The 17638-nt window shown below is 73.6% G+C and carries 10 protein-coding genes; 5 read left to right on the top strand and 5 right to left on the bottom strand.

Annotation, left to right across the window (positions count from 1 at the left end; genetic code table 11):
- Window positions 1–13: 13 nt before the first annotated feature.
- The 4 genes from ABII15_RS30195 to ABII15_RS30180 form a co-directional block, all read right to left on the bottom strand.
- Window positions 14–3991 (bottom strand): hypothetical protein, encoded by a 3978-nt coding sequence (locus ABII15_RS30195; RefSeq protein WP_353945424.1) that lies wholly within the window; start codon window positions 3989–3991, stop codon window positions 14–16.
- Window positions 3988–5376: a hypothetical protein gene (locus ABII15_RS30190; protein ID WP_353945423.1), complete on the bottom strand. Its 1389-nt coding sequence runs from the start codon at window positions 5374–5376 to the stop codon at window positions 3988–3990. Before ABII15_RS30190 ends, ABII15_RS30195 begins: the two co-directional genes overlap by 4 nt.
- Window positions 5373–6488: a hypothetical protein gene (locus tag ABII15_RS30185; RefSeq protein ID WP_353945422.1), complete on the bottom strand. Its 1116-nt coding sequence runs from the start codon at window positions 6486–6488 to the stop codon at window positions 5373–5375. The genes ABII15_RS30190 and ABII15_RS30185 overlap by 4 nt, the downstream gene beginning before the upstream one ends.
- 183 nt (window positions 6489–6671) lie before the next feature.
- On the bottom strand, window positions 6672–8375 hold the full coding sequence (locus ABII15_RS30180; protein WP_353945421.1) for a hypothetical protein: 1704 nt from the start codon (window positions 8373–8375) through the stop codon (window positions 6672–6674).
- A 111-nt stretch (window positions 8376–8486) separates the two neighbouring features.
- Between ABII15_RS30180 and ABII15_RS30175 the strand changes: the two genes are divergently transcribed.
- Window positions 8487–9431 carry a hypothetical protein gene (locus tag ABII15_RS30175; protein ID WP_353945420.1) on the top strand — a complete coding sequence of 315 codons (945 nt, stop codon included), beginning with the start codon at window positions 8487–8489 and terminating at the stop codon, window positions 9429–9431.
- A 44-nt stretch (window positions 9432–9475) separates the two neighbouring features.
- Here the strand turns inward: ABII15_RS30175 and ABII15_RS30170 are convergent, their stop codons facing one another.
- A complete protein-coding gene (locus tag ABII15_RS30170; protein ID WP_353945419.1) occupies window positions 9476–10645 on the bottom strand; it encodes a YihY/virulence factor BrkB family protein in 1170 nt (389 codons plus the stop codon).
- 433 nt (window positions 10646–11078) lie between these two features.
- Here ABII15_RS30170 and ABII15_RS30165 point away from each other — a divergent pair, with 433 nt between their 5' ends.
- From ABII15_RS30165 to sbnB, 4 genes are read left to right on the top strand one after another with little or no spacing between them, the layout of a single operon-like run.
- Window positions 11079–13502 carry a Pls/PosA family non-ribosomal peptide synthetase gene (locus tag ABII15_RS30165; RefSeq protein ID WP_353945418.1) on the top strand — a complete coding sequence of 808 codons (2424 nt, stop codon included), beginning with the start codon at window positions 11079–11081 and terminating at the stop codon, window positions 13500–13502.
- 4 nt (window positions 13503–13506) lie between these two features.
- Window positions 13507–15576 (top strand): non-ribosomal peptide synthetase, encoded by a 2070-nt coding sequence (locus tag ABII15_RS30160; protein WP_353945417.1) that lies wholly within the window; start codon window positions 13507–13509, stop codon window positions 15574–15576.
- Between the two features lie 30 nt (window positions 15577–15606).
- On the top strand, window positions 15607–16602 hold the full coding sequence (locus ABII15_RS30155) for a TauD/TfdA family dioxygenase (RefSeq protein ID WP_353945416.1): 996 nt from the start codon (window positions 15607–15609) through the stop codon (window positions 16600–16602).
- The gene (gene sbnB / locus ABII15_RS30150; RefSeq protein ID WP_353945415.1) at window positions 16599–17621 is read left to right on the top strand and encodes a 2,3-diaminopropionate biosynthesis protein SbnB; all 1023 of its coding nucleotides are present in this window, start codon (window positions 16599–16601) and stop codon (window positions 17619–17621) included. The genes ABII15_RS30155 and sbnB overlap by 4 nt, the downstream gene beginning before the upstream one ends.
- Window positions 17622–17638 lie beyond the last annotated feature (17 nt).

Here is a 17638-nt window from a genome sequence, read left to right as displayed (position 1 = left end):
CGGCAGTGGACCCTCACGTGTCCGGGCAGGCCGGCTGCCACTCGGCGTCGTCGGCGTAGTGGGCGAGTTCGGTGCGGGTGAGACCCCGGCCGGTGGCCGCGCACGCCGCCGCCGCGGGGTCCTCGGCCGCCGTGACCGCTTCCGTCGCGTCCCGTTCGGCGAAGGCGGAGTAGCCCATCAGGACGCGACCCGGCCGGAGCGCGAGCGCCTGCGGCCACTCGGCGAACCCGGCCGTGCCGACGGACACCGGCTCCATGTCCTTGCGGAGGAACCAGACGTTCAGGTTCTTGTACGAGCGGCTCACCCCGAGCGCTCCCCAGGAGCCCTCCGTGACGACGTCCATGTCGTGCACGCCCTTGGGGACCGGCAGTTTCTCGGCGGCCCGTGGTTTCGTATCGCCGTCCAGGTGCCAGCCCTTCGTGCCGGAGCGGAGCGTGTGGCTGTCCTCGCTGAACAGGAGACGGCCCGACCCCGCCCCGTTCTTGATCACGTGCGTCCTCTCCGGGGCTCCCGTTCCCGACACGTCCCACACCGCCAGACCGGCGGCTCCGCCGTCCAGGACGAGCGTTCTGCCGTCGGGAGAGAGGGCCCCGGCGCGCGCGTCGGGGACGTCGGCGGACGCGGACACCGGCACCGGCACCGGCACCGGCGCGGCGGCAGCGGAGGGCGCGAGCGAAGCCGCGCGGGTGACCAGAGAGGCGGTGTCGTACTCGTCGGGCCACGCCCCGTCACCCGGGATGTCGCCGGGTGACGGCATGCCCGTCGGTTCCGTCCCGTACTCCTCCGGCCCCGGCCCGTCCAGGGGAGTGTCGCCCGGTGACGGCGTGCCGGTCCAGGTCCCGGACCCGTCGGTCACCGGGCGCTCGGCGCCCTTCGAGAGGCGCTGCGCCTTCCCGGCCGCCGTGCCGCCCGCGTTCACCCGCCAGACCAGTGCCTCGCCCGCACCCGGCCGATCGGCGATCACCGTCCGGCCGTCCGGTGCGACCAGAAGGGCGTCGATCCCCCCGGTCGCGTTTCCCGTTCCGTCGGCGCTCGGGCCGGAGGCCTCCTGCGCGATGTCGGCGGGCAGCGTGAGCGCCGCGTCGAGGGGGCGCGGTCGCTTGCGGTCGCCGATGTCCCACAGCGACACCGTTCCCCGGTTCAGGACGGCGAGCCGGGTGGCGTCCTTGTCGATTCCCAGGGCGTCGGCGGGCTCGGGCAGCGTGGCCAGGACGCGGTACGGCGGTCCGGAGGACGTGTCGAGCAGGACGGTCTCCCGTTCCTGCTGTCGCGTTCCGGAGAGGTACTGGGTGGCGGCGAGCACCGACGCTCCGGCGGCGAAGGCGTGGGCCTTGAGCGAGCGCGGCGGATCCGCCGCGGTGGCCGCGGAGACGTCGCCGACGGACCAGAACCGCACGGTGCCGTCGTCCCCGCGCACCGCGAGACGTGTCCCGTCGGGGCTGTACACGAACAACGGCGCCCGTTCCTCCGTCACCGGGTCGGTCGACACCCGGCCGGGCTTCGTCCGCAGGACGATCTCGGTGCCGAGGAGGAGCACACCGTTCTCGTCCACCGCCGCGCCCACGCTGTGCGGACCGGGCACCATCTTCATCGTTCCGCGGACGGTGTCCTCGAGGACCGCCTTCCCCCGGGCGCCGCCCGCTTGCTCCAGTCGCCACCTGCGCACGAATTTGTCTCCCGCGCCCACGGAGGCCGACAGAGGATGCGTCGTCGTGCTGTAGAGGGTGTCGCCGAAGCCCTCGCCGACGCCGAAATCCAGGTCGGTCGTGGGGTTGATGTCGCCTCCGGCCCTCGGGTCGTCCGCCCCGGCGGACACCCGGGGGTTGATGGTGTACGCCGTGGGAAGGGCGGCCTTCGCGGTGTCGTGCACCCGGATGGTGCTGCCGTCGGTGACCGCGACCAGGGTGCCCGAGTGGTTGACCGTGACGGCGTGGAGCGCGGTGCCCTCCTCGCGTGCGTAGCGCGCGAACCGGCCGGTGCGCCGGGGCGCGTCCGGGTCCGTCACGTCGTACACCCTCAGTTCCTGCGATGTCTCCCCGTCGGCGTCGCTCGCGCCGGTGGGCCCCAGGACGGCGAGCGTCCGCCCGTCGCCGCTGACGGCCGCGCGCAGCACCTGTCCGCCGGGCAGCGTGCCGAGGCGGCGCGGGTGCGCCGGGTCGGCGAAGCTCCACAGGTCGGCCCGGTGACCGGTCGCGCCGATGAGCACGGTCGACCCGCCGGGCGCGGTCAGCGGGAGCAGGATCGCGGCGGGGTCGACGCGGGAGGAACGGGTGTCGGGGCCGTCGTCGCGGGGCGCGGACGCGGTCGCCACCTTCTTGCGCGACACCGCGTCCCACACGGTGACGCGGTCCTTCGCCCGGGTGAGGAACGTGCGCCCGCCGCGTGTGTAGGCGATCGCCTCCGGCGCACCCGTCGCCGCCGGAGCGGGGATCTCGCCCCGGTAGCGGGTCTCCAGGAGGATGCGCAGCATGGCGTCGCGGGCGGCGTCGCTCGCGTCGATGCGCTGGGCCGTCAGCGCCAGCCGCAACGCCTCGGCGGGGTCGGCGTCCTGAACCGAGGCGGCTTCGTTGAGCAGACTGCGCGCCTGCCTCTGCCGTGCTTCGGCCAGGGTGCTCAGGTGCTGTGCGTAGGCGAGCACCGAGGCGATGACCAGTCCGACGGCGAGCGGGGGGACGAGCACGCGGAACAGGGTCTTCCAGTCGAACTTGCGGACGTGGCGCGCGGCCTGCCGCACGTCGTCGGCTGTCTTGACCTCGGGTCTGCCGTCGGGGCGTTCGGCGGCGGCGCCGAGTGCCTCGGGTCCGTCCCGCCCCGAGACGACGAGGATCCTGACGCCGTCGGCGGCGCCCACCTTCGCGCGGATGCCGGAGACGGGCCCCAGCTGTCCGCCGGGGGTGACGGCCGCGCTGAGGGCGTTGGACGGGGTGACGAAGCGGAGGGTGAGGCGGCTGGTGCGGGGGCGGGCGAGTTCGTGCAGCAGGACCGCGAAGGCGGCGCCGAGCGAGGGACCGGCGACCCGGTGCCGTGCTCCGTTCCTGCCCGTCTGTTCGGAGGATCTCGTGACGCCGGAGAGCGACCACACCACGGTGCCGGTCAGTCTGCCGCCCGCCGCCTGCCACGCGTTGCCCAGCGCCTCGGTGAACGGTTCGTCCGCCGTGAACAGCGTCATCGTCTCCGGGTCCGGCACCAGACAGCGGGGCCCGTCCCGCATGACGGTCAGCGAGAGGCGGCCGGAGAAACCGGCGCCGTTGAGTGCGTACAGCGTCCGTACGGTCGCCGGCCTGCGGGTGCTGCCCGGCAGCCGTCCCAGCGCGAGCCGGCACAGGGCCAGGGCGACGGCCGCGACCGCGGCCGGTCCCTCACAGCCCGGGGCGCCGTCCGAGGCACCCTCCGCACCGCCGGTCCACCCGGCCGTCCGCGCGAGCCGTTCCAGCGCGCGCTCCAACGGCGCGTCCCCGTCGGCGAGTTGCGCCGGCGTCCACGGACCCGCCAGACCGCGCGGCGAGGCGCCTGCCCGCTCGTACCAGGCGAGGGCCACGGCGAGACGGCCCGGGTCCGGGTCGGGGTCGACCAGCTCCAGGGCGAGCCCGGCCTGCACCCGCACGGCGTGCAGGCCCGCCCACTGCCGTCTCCCGAACACCCTGCGTCCGCACGCCTCGTTGAGCTCGCGGACCAGCTCCGCGGGCGACTGGTGGCCGGTGAGCCCGCCCAGACGGTCGTGCAGCTCGCTCTCTCCGGCGTACAGGCCGCGCAGCCGCGCCGTGTCGCCGTCCTTCACCAGGCGGCCCAGCCACGGGACGAGCACGGCGCGTTCGCCGTACAGGGGCGCGCACACGGCATCGGAGTCGGCGGGGTCCAGGGTCGGATCGGGGTCGGTGCTCAGCGCGAGATCGAGTCTGCCGAGCGCCTTCTCCTCCTCCGCCCGGGCCTCCGCCTGCTCGCGCCCCGAGCGCGGCAGACCCGCACGCGACAGAATCGCCCCGCCTCTCACTCCTCTCCCCCGTCCGCCGCTTCCTCCACGGCACGCCGTACCGGATGGCCGGCGGCGAGGTCCGCCACGAGGTCCTGCCAGGCGTCCAGGTCGGAGGAGAGTCCCAGGCACGCCTGCGTGGCCCGGACCACGGCCGGGTCGAGCGAGGGCACGTCGGCGCGGCCCAGCGGCGGGCCCGACTGGTCCGCCCCGACCACGTCCGGGCGTCCCCGCGCCACGGTCAGCCTGAGCGCCCCGGCGCGGCCGCGGCTGCCCTCGCGCAGCAGCACGTACACGTCCGTCGCCTCGGCCGCGCCGGTGACGCGCACCGGGAGCAGCAGCACGTCCCCGTACCCGGCGGACAGCAGACGCTCGTGCGTGTCGACCTGGGTCGCCACGGAGACGTACACGTCACCGCGGGAGGAGAGGGTCAGGGTGACGGTGAACGCCTCACGCGCCACCGTTTCCCGGATGCGCTGCGGGTCGTCGCCGGCGGCGCCGAGCGCGAATTCGGTGCGCACGCTCACCGGCCGCCCGTACTCCAGCGCTCCCCAGACGACACCGCCGGTCCGGCCGGCCGTGCCCGGGGACCCGTCGGCGTCCAGGGGCTCGGGGGCGGCCCGGCCGAGCCGGTCGACGGCCAGTGCGGCCGTGGTGGAGAGGAAGGGGTCCGCCCCGCCGATCGCCGCCAGCAGTTCCGCCAGGTGCTCGCGGGTGCCCTGCGGGATCCGGGCGGTCGCGGCACCCGACAGCCGGGCGCACAGGGCGGTCGTGGCCACCCGCCGCACCTGGGTGTCGCCCGCGCGCAGGGCGGCGTCGAGCTGTTCCAGAGCCGCGGTGAACCGCGACCCGGCGGGCGAGAAGTAGTGCCGGAGCCGCACGGTTCCGTCTCCCCCGTACCCGTCCGGCGCCGGCCGGTCCGCCGTGCTCCCGACCGTCGCGCGCACCCGGTCGGCCAGCCGGTCCACCCGCTCCCACGGCAGGACGTGGAAGCACTCCGGCACCGGACGTCCCTCGGCCGTCATCCGGTCGAGCAGGCTGAACCGCAGGTCGGGGTCGGCGGTGCGCAGCTCCTCGGCCTCCGCGGGTTCCCACCGGTCGGCCGGCCAGCGCTGTTCGAGCGCCTCGACGGTGCGGGCGACCTCCGGCCCGGCGGGCAGCGGCTGCCCCAGGTCGTCGAGTTCGAACACGGCGCTCCCGGTGGCCGTCTCGCGCAGGGCGAGTGCGTGCCCGCCCCCGTCCAGGGGCAGCGCGACGCGCCGCCAGCCGGTGGCGAAGCGCGGCAGGCTCCGGGCGTCGGAGCGCTCGTCGGCGTCGTTGAGGGGACCCGTCGGGGTCCAGCCCCCGCCGGGGGCGGGGACGGCGGCGCGCACCCAGGACGTCAGAGGACGGTGTACGACGCTCATGCGCGCTCCCCCTCGCCGCTCGTGCCGCCGCCCGTCTCCCCGGGCCCGTCGAGGCGGTGGACCAACGCCTGTGCCACCGGCCCGAGATCGGCCGCCAGTTGGCGTGCCCGTTTCCGTCCCGCCTCGGGGACGGTCTTGCGCCAGCCCCACTCCAGGGCCGGCCAGTCCCGTTCGGTCAGCCGATCGAGGAGGTCGTCCGGCAGGCGCGCGGCCCACTCCCGGAGCCGGCTGGTGTCCGCGTCCGGGTAGCGCACGCCGAACTTGAGGAAGCGCATCAGCAGTTGGGCGGACCGGCCCGGGGCCCGCTCGGTGTTCCGGGTCGCCAGCACCTTCGGCCGGGACCGCAGATGGGCGAGCCCCTGACCGGTCGGGTCGGCGAGGACGTGCCGTCCGTGGTCGTAGTAGAGGCTGTTGATCGTCAGGTCGCGGGAGGTGACGTCCTCGGCGAGGCCGCCGCCGTAGGCGGAGAACCGGAAGTCGGTCACGGCGAGGGCCTTGTACTCCAGGACGCGTCCGCCGCCGCCCTGCTCGGGCCGGGACAGGTGGGCGACCAGGCTCACGGGGCTCACGCGTGCGCGATAGTCGCCGAGGCCCGCGAGGTCGGAACGCAGGTCGAGTTCCTGGCGCAGGCGCAGGGGCGGCAGCGTCCCGGCGAAGTCGAGGTCGTTGGGGCGGGCCGCGGGTCCGATGTCGACCAGGTCGCGGACGGCGCCGCCGATCAGCCAGAACGAGTGGCCCGTCGCCGGGACCCAGGTCATCACCTGCCGTACGAAGGCTCCTTCGTCGCCGGTCTCGTCCAGGCAGCGGTCGACGGCCGCGCCGATGCCGGGGGCCACGTCCTCGGCAGCGTGGAAGTCCTCCGGCGCGCACCTCTCGGCCGGGTGCGGCCCGCTGAACTCCAGGTGCACGTCGGCCGGTCCCGGGCCGTCGGGCGGAACGCTGTGCGCCTCCCGGTCCCGCTCGCGCAGCACCACCTCCCGCGGCGTGCCGTGCGGCGCGTCGGTCAGGCCCACGCCCAGGACGGCCTCACCGTCCGCCAGATCGCCCTGCGCCACCGTGCCGTCGGACGCGCGCCGGTGGTCCTTCCCGTCATCTCGTCGTTCCTCGGTCACCGGTGCACGACCCCCCTCGGCCACCCGCACGTCGCCATCGCTGCTTCTGTCCTGCTCACCGGGCACAGTCGCTCCCTCGTTCGGCCCGTTCGTGTCACCGCGTAGCCGCGGCCCCCGCCACCGCTCTCGTCCCGTCCGCGTCCCCGACCTCGTCCCGTCCCGTCCCGTCCCGTCCCCGAGAGCTCATCCCCCGGACAGGGACCTGCCGAGCCCCAGTCCCACCGCCGAGGCCAGCACCCAGCCGACCCCGGTCAGCGCGTAGCTCAACCACTGGACGGCGCCCGAGGGTTGGAACGCCGATTCCTGCCCCAGACTCACCAGCGGCAGCAGGAGGTCCAGTGTGTAGGCCGCCGCGTGGAAACGTGGTGCTTTCTCCGGTTCCAGTGCGGTGGGCGGGAATCTCCCGAAGACCGCGGTGCCCACGACGACCAGGGCGGCCAGCCAGCCCAGGGCCCGCCACGGCCGGAATCCGAAGCCGACCGTCACCTGGAGCAGTCCCTCCCACAGCCGGGCCATGCCCCGCAGGCCCGCGCGGTGGCGCACCTGCGACGCGTACCGGATCCGGCGCGCGTCCAGGGGCAGACCCAACGACACGTAGTGCTGGGCCAGTTGGGCGTACGGCTGGGTGGCGGCCTCCGCCGAGGGGTCGCGGGCCAGCCACCCGAGCCGCGCGGGCGCGGGCAGCAGCGGGTGCAGCGATCCGTACGTCAGTCCCGCCAGGCCCGTACGGTCCGGCCAGTGGGCCGGGTCGTCGAGCAGCATCCCGACCGTGCCCTGCGCGAGGTCGAGGTCGGTCACCCGGTCGACGCGCAGGTCCAGGGTGTCGCGCACGTGGATCCCGGCGGCGGACACCGAGCCGGACGCCACGTGCAGGCCCTCGAGACCGACGTCCGAGGCGGACATCCGGTCCAGCCGCAGCGCGACCGCGCCGCCCGGGTGCCCGAGCCGCGCCCCCGTCAGGTCGAGGCGCGTCCGCAGCTCCGCTCCGGCCAGGCGGACCTCGCCGCGCGCGGTGAACGGCTCGGAGCACCACACGGCGCCGCGCACGCTGGCCCCTGAGGCGCCGAACACGATGCCGTCGGGGCGGTCCAGCCTGGCCCCGGTCAGCTGGACGCCCCCCGCCACATCGGCGTTGAACATGCGCAGACCGCCCTCGACCACGAGACGGCGGGCCATCAGCCGGTCGCCCAGCACCGCCCGGTCCAGGACCACCGCGTCCGCGCCCGGCACGCGTATCGCGGCGTCGGTCATCCGCACCGGCCCGGCGATCCGCGCCCCGCCCAACTGCACGACCCCCGACGCCCGTACGCCCGTCAGGTCGAGCACCCCGGTCACCATCAGTCCGGCCCCCGCCAGCGCCGCCCCGTCCGCCGCCGGGCCCAGCACGCTCTCGGACACCACCACGTCCGTCTCCGCCCGCGCCCGCTCCAGTCGCACGCCGCCCGGGACCACGCATCCGCGCAGCTCCAGCGGGCCCTGCGCGCGGACCCGGTCCGCCTCCACGGCGGGCACCCGGCAGCGCCGCAGGACCAGCCCCGGCAGGGCCGCGTCCCGGCACACCAGCGGCGCGTCGAACACGCAGTCCTCGAAGTCGATCCGCAGCACTTCGGGGGCGAGACCGCCCCCGGTCAGGTCGAGGCTTCCGCTGACAAGCGCCCCGCGCAGGCGCAGCGCCCGGCCGCCGCCGGTCCCCGCGCCGCCCCGCAGCAGGTCGGCGAGCACGGCCGCGCGCACGGTGCGCGCGGCCGTGCCCGCCCCGGACGTGCTGGATGCCGCCCCCGTCAGGTCGGCCTCCGCCCCGTCGGCGAAGGCCCGGCCCAGCACGTCCTCCGCCGGATACGCGCCGGGCGAAGTCCTTCTCCCCACCGCGGTGTTCGTGGTGCTCACAGCTGGATAGGCTCCGATCGGCACGTGGGCGGGTCCGCATCCGCGGCCTCGTACCGCCAGTGCACCACCGGTCCGTCGCAGTCGTGTCGCACGGGAGGACGAGCGCACCGCATGGCAGCAACCGAGGACGCGGCCGTACGTGCCGCCGCCGCGCTCCTGCGCCGCTTCCTGACCGAGCGGCCCTCCTACCGCGACCGCTGGGAGCACCACGAGCTGCGCCGCGCGGGCGGCCCGCTCAGCGCGTCGGCGATCGCCCGCGTCCTCGCCCTGCACCTCTGGGAGACCGGCGTGCGGCCCGACACCGAGACGGACCTGGCGCGCCGCCTGAAGGACCGCGTGCACCGGGCACTGGCGGGTGAGGTGCTGAGCCGGGAGACGCTGGAGTGGTTCATCGGCGCCTTCGAGGTGAACGGCGCCGACGCGAGCGAACTGCGCGCCCTGTGGTCCGGCGCCGACGCCGTCCCGGGCGGCGAGGACGCGGACGGCGTGGTGCGGCACACCCTGCGGCTGCCGCAGTACCTGCCGCTGCGCCAGCGTCACCGCACCGTGGCGGTGTTCGAACGGCACATCCTCGGCCCCGACGGCGCACCGCTGCGCCACCGCACCACCCGCGCCCTGATGGCCTGCGAGGACGGCGTCACCGCGTTCCCCTGCCGGCTCCCGGAGGGCGCGGTCGGCGTCACGGTGCTGCGCGGTGCCCGTGCCCGCCCCCTGCGCGAGTTTCCCGGCAGCACCCCCGTGGTCGAGCTGGCCTTCCCCGCGCCGCTGGCGGCCGGCCAGATCGCCTCCTTGGAGTACGAGGTCGGCTACGCCCCGGGCCGGGCCCCGACGACGGAGTACCGCCGCGTCGCCCACGCCCGCGCCGACAACGTCGACCTGGTCGTGGAGTTCGCGCCCGCCCGCCGCCCGGCCCGCCTGTGGTGGGCGACCTGGGACCACCACCGCGGCGGCACCCCGCTCACCGAGACCCCCGCGGCCCTCTCGGCGGACGGCTCCGCCCACCGCTTCGTCCCGGCCCTGGAGCACGCGGCGGCGGGCTTCCGCTGGGCCTGGTGACCCGCCGACAACCGCTCCGGACGGCCGGGCTTTCGACACACGCCCTAGGTGTCCCGGTCCTCCGGCGGAGCCTCGCCGCGGCGGGTGTGGGACGTACGCAGCCGGGACGTCACGTCCTCCGGCGGCAGGAACTTCGACCAGCGCTCGGGGAACTCGGACGGCATGTCCGGATCCCCGAGCCCGTCGTCGGCGTCGTCGTCCTCCGTGTCGGCGGAGTCGAAGTACCCCGGCCCGGCCGAAACGTCCCGGCGCCCGCCGGCAGCCACCCGTACCCGTTCATTGGCGGCCCGCGCCGCGGCGGTGGCCACGGACGGCCACACCCGGTCGATCGCGGCGTTCACGGCGGCGCCCACCAGTACCGCGAAGGCCGAGACGCCGATCCACAGCAGCACGGCGACCGGCGCCGCGAGCGAGCCGTAGATCGTCGGGCCCTCGATGGTGTTCGTGAGGTACAGGCGGAGCAGGAAGCTGCCCGGGATCCACATCGCGAGGGCCACGAGGGCTCCGGGCACGTCCTCGATCCAGGGCGACCGCACCGGCACCGACACGTGGTACAGCGTCGTGAGGAAGGCGATCGAGAGCACGAGGACGACGGGCCAGTACAGGATCTGGACCAGGGTCTCCGACCACGGCACGAGGCCGATCACCGCGTCCGGCCCGGCGATCATCAACGGCAGCGCGACCGATCCGACGACGAGCCCCACGAGGAACAGCAGGAAGGCGAGCAGCCGCGTCTTGACGATGCCGCGCACGCCGTCGAGGCCGTACATCACCGTCACCGTGTCCACGAACGTCGAGACCGCGCGCGATCCCGACCACAGCGAGATGAGGAAGCCGATGGAGATGACGTCCGGGCGGCCGCCCTTGAGGACGTCGTCCAGGATCGGTTCCGCGATCTCTTTCACGCCTTGATCGGTGAGGACCGTGCGCGAGGCCTCCAGGATGTTGTCGCGGACGCCCTCGATGGTGTTGGCGCCGGTCCAGGCGTCGACGTACGCGAGCAGCCCGACCAGCGACAGCAGCAGCGGCGGCACCGACAGCAGCGTGAAGAACGCGGCCTCGGCGGCGAGGCCCAGGATGCGGTACTCCATGCAGGAGTTGACGGTGTCCTTGAGGAGCAGCCACGCGGTCCTGCGTTTGGAGACGTTCTGGTAGAGCACGCGCGCGCGGTGGAGACGGCCCTGCCGCTGGGGGGATTCACTTGCTGGCTGCACGTCCTAAAGGTATCCGTCACAGGCGGCGGCACCCATCCCCGGTGCCGGGCCGTGCGGACGGCTCCGCCGCGGTGCCGTTCTGGCCGAATGGTGGGGGCGCGTTCCGGGAACCGTACGGCGGGCCCTTGCCGTCTTTTCGGGTGAGTTCCCCGGCGGGGCACGCCAAATCGAGGCACGAACGACATGACCGCGTCAGAACCGGGGAACAGGAAAGCGCCAAACGTCGAATCCGGGTTGCACCGTTCATGAAATTCTAGAAAGAATCCGGATTGTATTCGTTGCGCCCGGCGGGGGGCCGTGCGAGCGCAACGCACCTGGGGGGACATCGGGGGTTTCGGGCCATGCCCGTTGCAGAGGCGCGACCGGCCGAGCGCGCGATTCACCGTTTGCTCCTGCTTTTCAGAAACAACAGGATTAACCACGAGGAGCACAAGTGGCGAACGGCACCGAACGCGTTCTCGCCGAAGTTCTGGCTGGTGTCGTGCGGCAGGACCATGTGCCGCCCGACAGTCATTTCTTTGACGATCTGTGTGCCAATTCTCTGGTGATGGCGCACTTTTGCGCCCGGGTCCGCAAGCGCACCGATCTGCCGTCGGTGTCGATGCGGGACGTCTACGGGCACCCCACGATCCGCAGTCTGGCGGCCGCGCTCGACGCGGCGCCGGCCGCCTCACCGGCCCGGGCCGCGGCGCCGGAACCCCCACCGCCGCCGGGGAACAGCCGGCGCCATGTGCTCTGCGGCGTGCTGCAGTTCCTGGTCTTCGCCGGATACTGCGCGCTCGCCGGGATGGTCACCGCGCACGGTTACGCGTGGATCGCCGCGGCCTCCGGCGTCGTCGACGTGTACGTGCGTTCGCTGGTGTTCGGCGCGGCGCTGTTCGTCGGCGCCTGTGTGCTGCCCATCGTGGCGAAGTGGCTGCTCGTCGGCCGCTGGCGCGCGACCGAGTTCCCGGTGTGGAGCCTCAGGTACGTACGGCTGTGGACGGTGCGGGTGCTGCTGCACACCAACCCGCTGATGCTGTTCGTCGGGAACCCGCTGTACGTCGTCTATCTGCGGCTGCTCGGCGCGCGGATCGGCCCGGGCGTGACGATCCTGTCGCGCGCCGTCCCGGTCTGCACGGACCTGGTGACGATCGGCGCGGGGACGGTGCTTCGCAAGGAGGCCACGTTCCTCGGCTACCGGGCGCACGCCGGCATGATCCGCACCGGCCCGGTCACGATCGGCCGGGACGTGTACGTCGGCGAGAAGACCGTGCTCGACATCGGTACGTCGATGGGTGACGGCAGCCAGCTCGGCCATGCCTCCGCCCTCTACGACGGTGCCGCGGTCCCGGCGGGCGAGCGCTGGCACGGCTCCCCCGCCCGGCGCACGGACGTCGACTACGTCCGCGTACCGCCCGCCCGTACGTCGGCCGTCCGCCGGATCGGTTACGCGCTGGGCGCCCTGTTTCCGGCGCTGCTGCTGTGGACGCCGCTCGCGCTGGGCGGCACGTATCTGGTGCTGACCGAGGTGCCCGCGCTGGACGCGCTCCTGTCACCGGACTCGGAGGATCTGACCTCGGCGGTGTTCTACGTCGAGGCGCTCGGCCTGTCGGTCGTCGGGTTCGCCGCGTTCCTGGTGTTCGGGTTCGCCGGGGTGGCCCTCGTCCCGCGCGCGCTGGGGCCGCTGCTGCACGAGGACCGCGTGTATCCGCTGTACGGCTTCCACTACTCGGTGCAGCGTGCCATCGCCCGGATGACCAACGTCAAGTTCTTCAAGTGGCTGTGCGGCGACAGCTCGTACATCACCGGCTATCTGAAGGCGATCGGCTACGACCTGTCGAAGGTCGAGCAGACCGGCTCCAACTTCGGTACGGAGGTGCAGCACGAGACGCCGTACCTGGCCACGGTCGGCAGCGGCACGATGGTCGCCGACGGGCTCTCGGTGGTCAACGCCGACTTCTCGGCCACCTCGTTCCGGGTCTCGCGCACCACGATCGGGGACCACAACTTCCTGGGCAACCACATCGTGTACCCGTCGGGCGCCCGCACCGGCGCGAACTGCCTGCTGGCGACGAAGGTGCTGGTGCCGCTGGACGGGGCGGTGCGCGAGGGCGTGGGGCTGCTCGGCTCGCCGGCGTTCGAGATCCCGCGCTCGGTGGAGCGCGACAGCCGCTTCGACCACCTGCGGGAGGGCGATGAGCTGCGGCGCAGGCTCGTCGCGAAGAACCGCTCCAACCGCCGCACGATGGGCCTGTTCCTGGTCCTGCGCTGGCTGCACTGGTTCGTGATCTCCCTGCTCGCGCTCGCCGCCTTCGACCTCTACGACACCTACGGCGGGGCCGCCGGGCTGTTCGTCGGCGCGGCCATGGCGCTCGGGTTGGTCTTCAGCACCGCCTACTACGTGTTCATCGAGCGGCTGCTCTGCCGGTTCCGGCCGCTCCAGCCGCGGCTCTGCTCGATCTACGACCCGTACTTCTGGTGGCACGAGCGGCTGTGGAAGACGCCCGACAACCATCTGGCCATCTTCAACGGAACGCCGTTCAAGGCACTCGTGTGGCGGGCCCTCGGGGTGCGGATCGGGCGCCGGGTCTTCGACGACGGCGCGAACATCACGGAGCGCACCCTCGTGACGATCGGCGACGACTGCACGCTCGCCGCGCACACCAAGGTGCAGGCGCACTCGCAGGAGGACGGCACGTTCAAGTCCGACCGCATCGTGATCGGCGCGGGCTGCACGCTCGGCACGGGCGCACTCGTGCACTACGGGGTGGAGATGGGAGACGCGGCGGTGCTCGCCCCCGACTCCTTCCTGATGAAGGGCGAGCAGATGCCACCGGGGGCGCGCTGGGGCGGCAACCCGGCGGTGGGGAGGTAACACCATGACCACACGGACCGAACACCACGACATTCCCCGCGACGGCTCCTGCGAGCTCGAAGTACCGCTGCCCGAAGGCCTGTCGGTGCCGCACGGAGCGGTGGAGGCCGCGCACGAGCGGGTGCTCGCCGCGCTGTCCGCCGAACGGGACGACCGCGCGCTGCGGGTGAGCGTCACCCCGCGGCACACGCTGCTCCTGCGCCATCTGCCCGAACGGTACGACCGGGCCGCGGCCGAGCGGATCGCGGGCTATCACGTCACCGCCCTGTCCGCCCCGCGCCGCCCGCATCTGCTCTCCGAGGAGGAACTGCGGCACCAGCTGGAGGAGTTGGCGGGCCCGACGCGCTCGCTGCCCGACCGGCGGGTGCACGAGCTGTTCGAGGAACAGGCGGCCGCGCGGCCCGCCGACGTCGCCGCCGTGCACGGGGAGCGGCGGTGGACGTACGCCGAGCTCAACTCCCGTGCCAATCAGGTGGGCCGGGCGCTCCTGGCGCGCGGGCTGCGGCCCGAGGGCGTCGTCGCCGTGGTCCTCGACCGGGGCCTGGAGTGGATGGCCGCGGTGCTCGGCGTGCTCAAGGCGGGCGGGGTGTACCTGCCGGTCGAGCCGCACTTCCCCGAGGAGCGGATCGCGGGGATGCTCGGCCGGGCGGACTGCTCGCTGGTCGTCGCGGACCGCGGGAGCCCGGCCGGCGCAGGGGACCCGGCCGGCACCCTGTCCGTGGCGGACGCCCTCGCCGAGGGCCACCGCGACACCGATCTCGGCGTCCCGGTCGCCGCGTCCCATCTTGCCTACATCTATTTCACGTCCGGCTCCACGGGCGAGCCCAAGGGCGCGATGTGCGAGCACGCCGGGTTCCTCAACCACGTACTCGCCAAGATCGAGGACCTGGGCATCGGCGCCGGTGACGTGGTCGCCCAGACCGCGCCGCAGTGCTTCGACATCTCGCTGTGGCAGCTGGTCGCCGCGCTCGTCGCGGGCGGCCGCACCTGCGTCGTCGGGCAGGAGACGATCCTCGACGTGTCGCGGTTCGTCGACACGGTCGAGCGGGCGCGGGTGAACGTGCTGCAGGTCGTGCCGTCGTATCTGGAGGCCGTGCTGGCCGAGTTGGGGCAGCGGCCGCGCGAACTGCCCGATCTGCGCTGTGTGTCGGTGACCGGCGAGGCCGTCAAGGCGGAGCTCGTCCGGCGCTGGTTCACCGCCCGGCCCGGTGTGCGGCTCGTGAACGCGTACGGCCTGACGGAGACCTCGGACGACACCAACCACGAGGTCCTCGACCGGGCCCCGGACGGGGACCGGGTGCCGCTCGGGCCGCCCGTCGCGAACGTGCGGATCTACATCGTCGACGAGGACCTGCGGCCTGTGCCACTCGGCGCGCCCGGCGAGATCGTGTTCTCCGGGGTGTGCGTCGGGCGCGGGTACGTCAACGACCCGGAGCGCACCAGGGCGGCGTTCGCCGAGGATCCCTACCGGCCGGGCGAGCGCCTGTACCGCAGCGGCGACCACGGGCGCTGGCGGCCCGACGGGAAGCTGGAGTTCCTGGGGCGGCGCGACAACCAGGTGAAGATCCGCGGCTTCCGCGTCGAACTCGGCGAGATCGAGAACGCGCTGCTGCGGGTGGCCGGCGTCCGCGACGGCGCGGTGGTCGTGGTGCGCGGCACGCAACTGGCCGCGTTCTGCGCGGGCACTCCGCAGGACGACGTGCGGGACCGGCTGGCCGTCTCGCTGCCGCCCTACATGGTGCCGTACGCGGTGCACTGGCGGCAGCGGCTGCCGCTGACCCCGAACGGCAAGATCGACCGCCGGGCGCTCACCGCCCTCGCCGAGGAGCTGGACGGCACGGCGGGCGAGCCGCCCCGTACGGACGCCGAGCGCCGGACCGCCGCCGCCTGGGCCGAGGTGCTCGGGGTGCCCGTCGGGAGCATCGGCCGCCTCGACCACTTCTTCGATCTCGGCGGCACCTCGCTGGCCGCCGTGAAGCTCGCGATCACCCTGGACCGGGTGGTCACCCTCAAGGACGTCACCCGGCGGCCGGTCCTCGCCGACCTCGCCGACCTGCTCGACCGACGCATCTGAACCGAGGCACCCGAAAGGAGCAGCACCCGCATGCCGCTCTCCAGCTCGACCCCGCACATCCATCTCTCACCCGGACAACCGCCCCTGCTGCGAGCCGAGTTCGACGGAGATCCCGCCGACTGGGCGGTCCGGAACCGCGACACCCTGCGGACGGCCGTCGCCGAGCACGGGCAGCTGCTCGTCCGCGGCCTCGGCCTGTCCGGTCCCGACGCGGTGGCGTCCGTCTTCCGCGCCTGCGCCCACACGCTCATGGCCGACCCGGAACCCTTCGCACCCCGGCGCACGTACGGAGAGGGCCTGTACTCGGCCACCAAGTGGCCCCCGAACCAGCAGATGTGCATGCACCACGAGGTGAGTTACGCCCTCGACTTCCCGGGCCTGATGCTCTTCGCCTGTCTGGAGGCGCCGGTGAGCGGCGGCGCCACCGGTCTCGCCGACGCGGCCGCCGTCCTGGACGCGCTCCCCGCCGACCTGACCAAGCGGTTCGAGCAGGAGGGCTGGGTGCTCACGCGGACGTACCACGACGAGATCGGGGCGTCGCTCGCGGAGGCCTTCGGCACCGACGACCGGGACGCCGTCTCCGCGTACTGCCGGTCGCACGCCATCGACTTCGCGTGGCAGAGCGACGGTTCGCTGCGCACCCGGCAGCACCGCGGCGCGGTGCTGCGCCATCCGGTGGACGGCCGCCGCGTCTGGTTCAACCAGATCGCGTTCCTCAGCGAGTGGACGATGGATCCGGAGGTCCGCGACTACCTCGTGGAGGAGTACGGGGCCGAGGGGCTGCCCTTCAACACCCTCTACGGCAACGGCGATCCGGTCGGCGAGGACGTGGTGCGCGTCCTGAACGAGGTGTACGAGGCGCACACCGTCAGGGTCGGCTGGCAGGCCTGCGATGTGCTGCTCGTCGACAACATCCGCACCGCGCACAGCCGCGAGCCGTTCGAGGGGCCGCGTGAGATGCTCGCCGCGCTCGCCGATCCGGTCCGCCTCGCGGACTGCGCGCCGACGGCCGGGGTGAGCGCATGACGACGCCCACCTTCGCCGTGGTCACCGGCGAGCAGGTCCAACAGGCTCTGGCGGGACGGGAACCGGAGCTCGGGAAGCTGATCGAGGCGGTGTACCTGCTGCACGACACGGGCGGCACGGTGAACCCGCCGTCGTACTTCCTGCGCTTCCCCGACCGGCCGAAGGACCGGATCATCGCGCTGCCCGCCTCGCTCGGCGGCCCGCTGCGCGTGGACGGCCTGAAGTGGATCTCCAGTTTTCCGGAGAACACCGCGTCGGGGCTGCCCAGAGCCTCCGCCGTGCTGATCCTGAACGACCCGGACACCGGCTATCCGTACGCCTGTCTGGAGAGTTCGGTGATCAGCGCCGCCCGGACGGCCGCCTCCGCGGCCCTGGCGGCCGACCGGCTCAGCCGGGACCGGGCCCGCCCGGTGCGGGCCGGGTTCATCGGGACGGGGCTCATCGCCCGGTACATCCACTCCCATCTCGTCGCCACCGGCTGGGAGTTCGAGGAGACCGGGGTGTTCGACACGGCGCCGGACAGCGCGGACGGGTTCCGTGACTATCTCCTGCGCACGGGCGCGAAGGGGACGGTCACGGTGCACGACACGGCCGCGTCCCTCGTCCGGGGCAGCGACCTGATCGTCTGCGCGACGGTCGCGGCCCGGCCGCATCTGCACGATCCGGCCTGGTTCGCCCATCATCCGCTGGTGCTGCACGTATCACTGCGCGATCTCGCGCCGGAGATCCTGCTGGCGTCCGCCAACTACGTCGACGACGTCGAGCACTGTCTCAAGGCGGACACCTCACCGCACCTGGCCGAACAGCTCTCCGGAGGAAGGGAGTTCATCGACGGCACACTCGCCGACGTGCTCACCGGACGGTCCCGGGTGCCCGACGACCGGACCGTGGTGTTCTCACCGTTCGGGCTCGGGGTGCTCGATCTCGCCGTCGGCAGGTTCGTCCACGACGAGGTGGCCCGGAGGGGGCGACTGCACGTGGTCGACGGGTTCTTCCACGAGCTGCGCCGCCACGGCTGACCGCACGGCGGCAGCAC

This window comes from Streptomyces sp. HUAS MG91, assembly GCF_040529335.1.
Classification (GTDB): Bacteria; Actinomycetota; Actinomycetes; order Streptomycetales; family Streptomycetaceae; genus Streptomyces; species Streptomyces tabacisoli.
The sequence above is the reverse complement of the archived record's forward strand: the minus strand, read 5'-3'. Positions and strand labels throughout refer to the sequence as shown.

Coding starts and splice junctions, on each gene's coding strand:
- ABII15_RS30160 (WP_353945417.1), top strand. CDS start 13,507: ATGACCACACGGACCGAACACCACGACATTCCCCGCGACGGCTCCTGC.
- ABII15_RS30190 (WP_353945423.1), bottom strand. CDS start 5,376: ATGAGCGTCGTACACCGTCCTCTGACGTCCTGGGTGCGCGCCGCCGTC.
- sbnB (WP_353945415.1), top strand. CDS start 16,599: ATGACGACGCCCACCTTCGCCGTGGTCACCGGCGAGCAGGTCCAACAG.
- ABII15_RS30175 (WP_353945420.1), top strand. CDS start 8,487: ATGGCAGCAACCGAGGACGCGGCCGTACGTGCCGCCGCCGCGCTCCTG.
- ABII15_RS30155 (WP_353945416.1), top strand. CDS start 15,607: ATGCCGCTCTCCAGCTCGACCCCGCACATCCATCTCTCACCCGGACAA.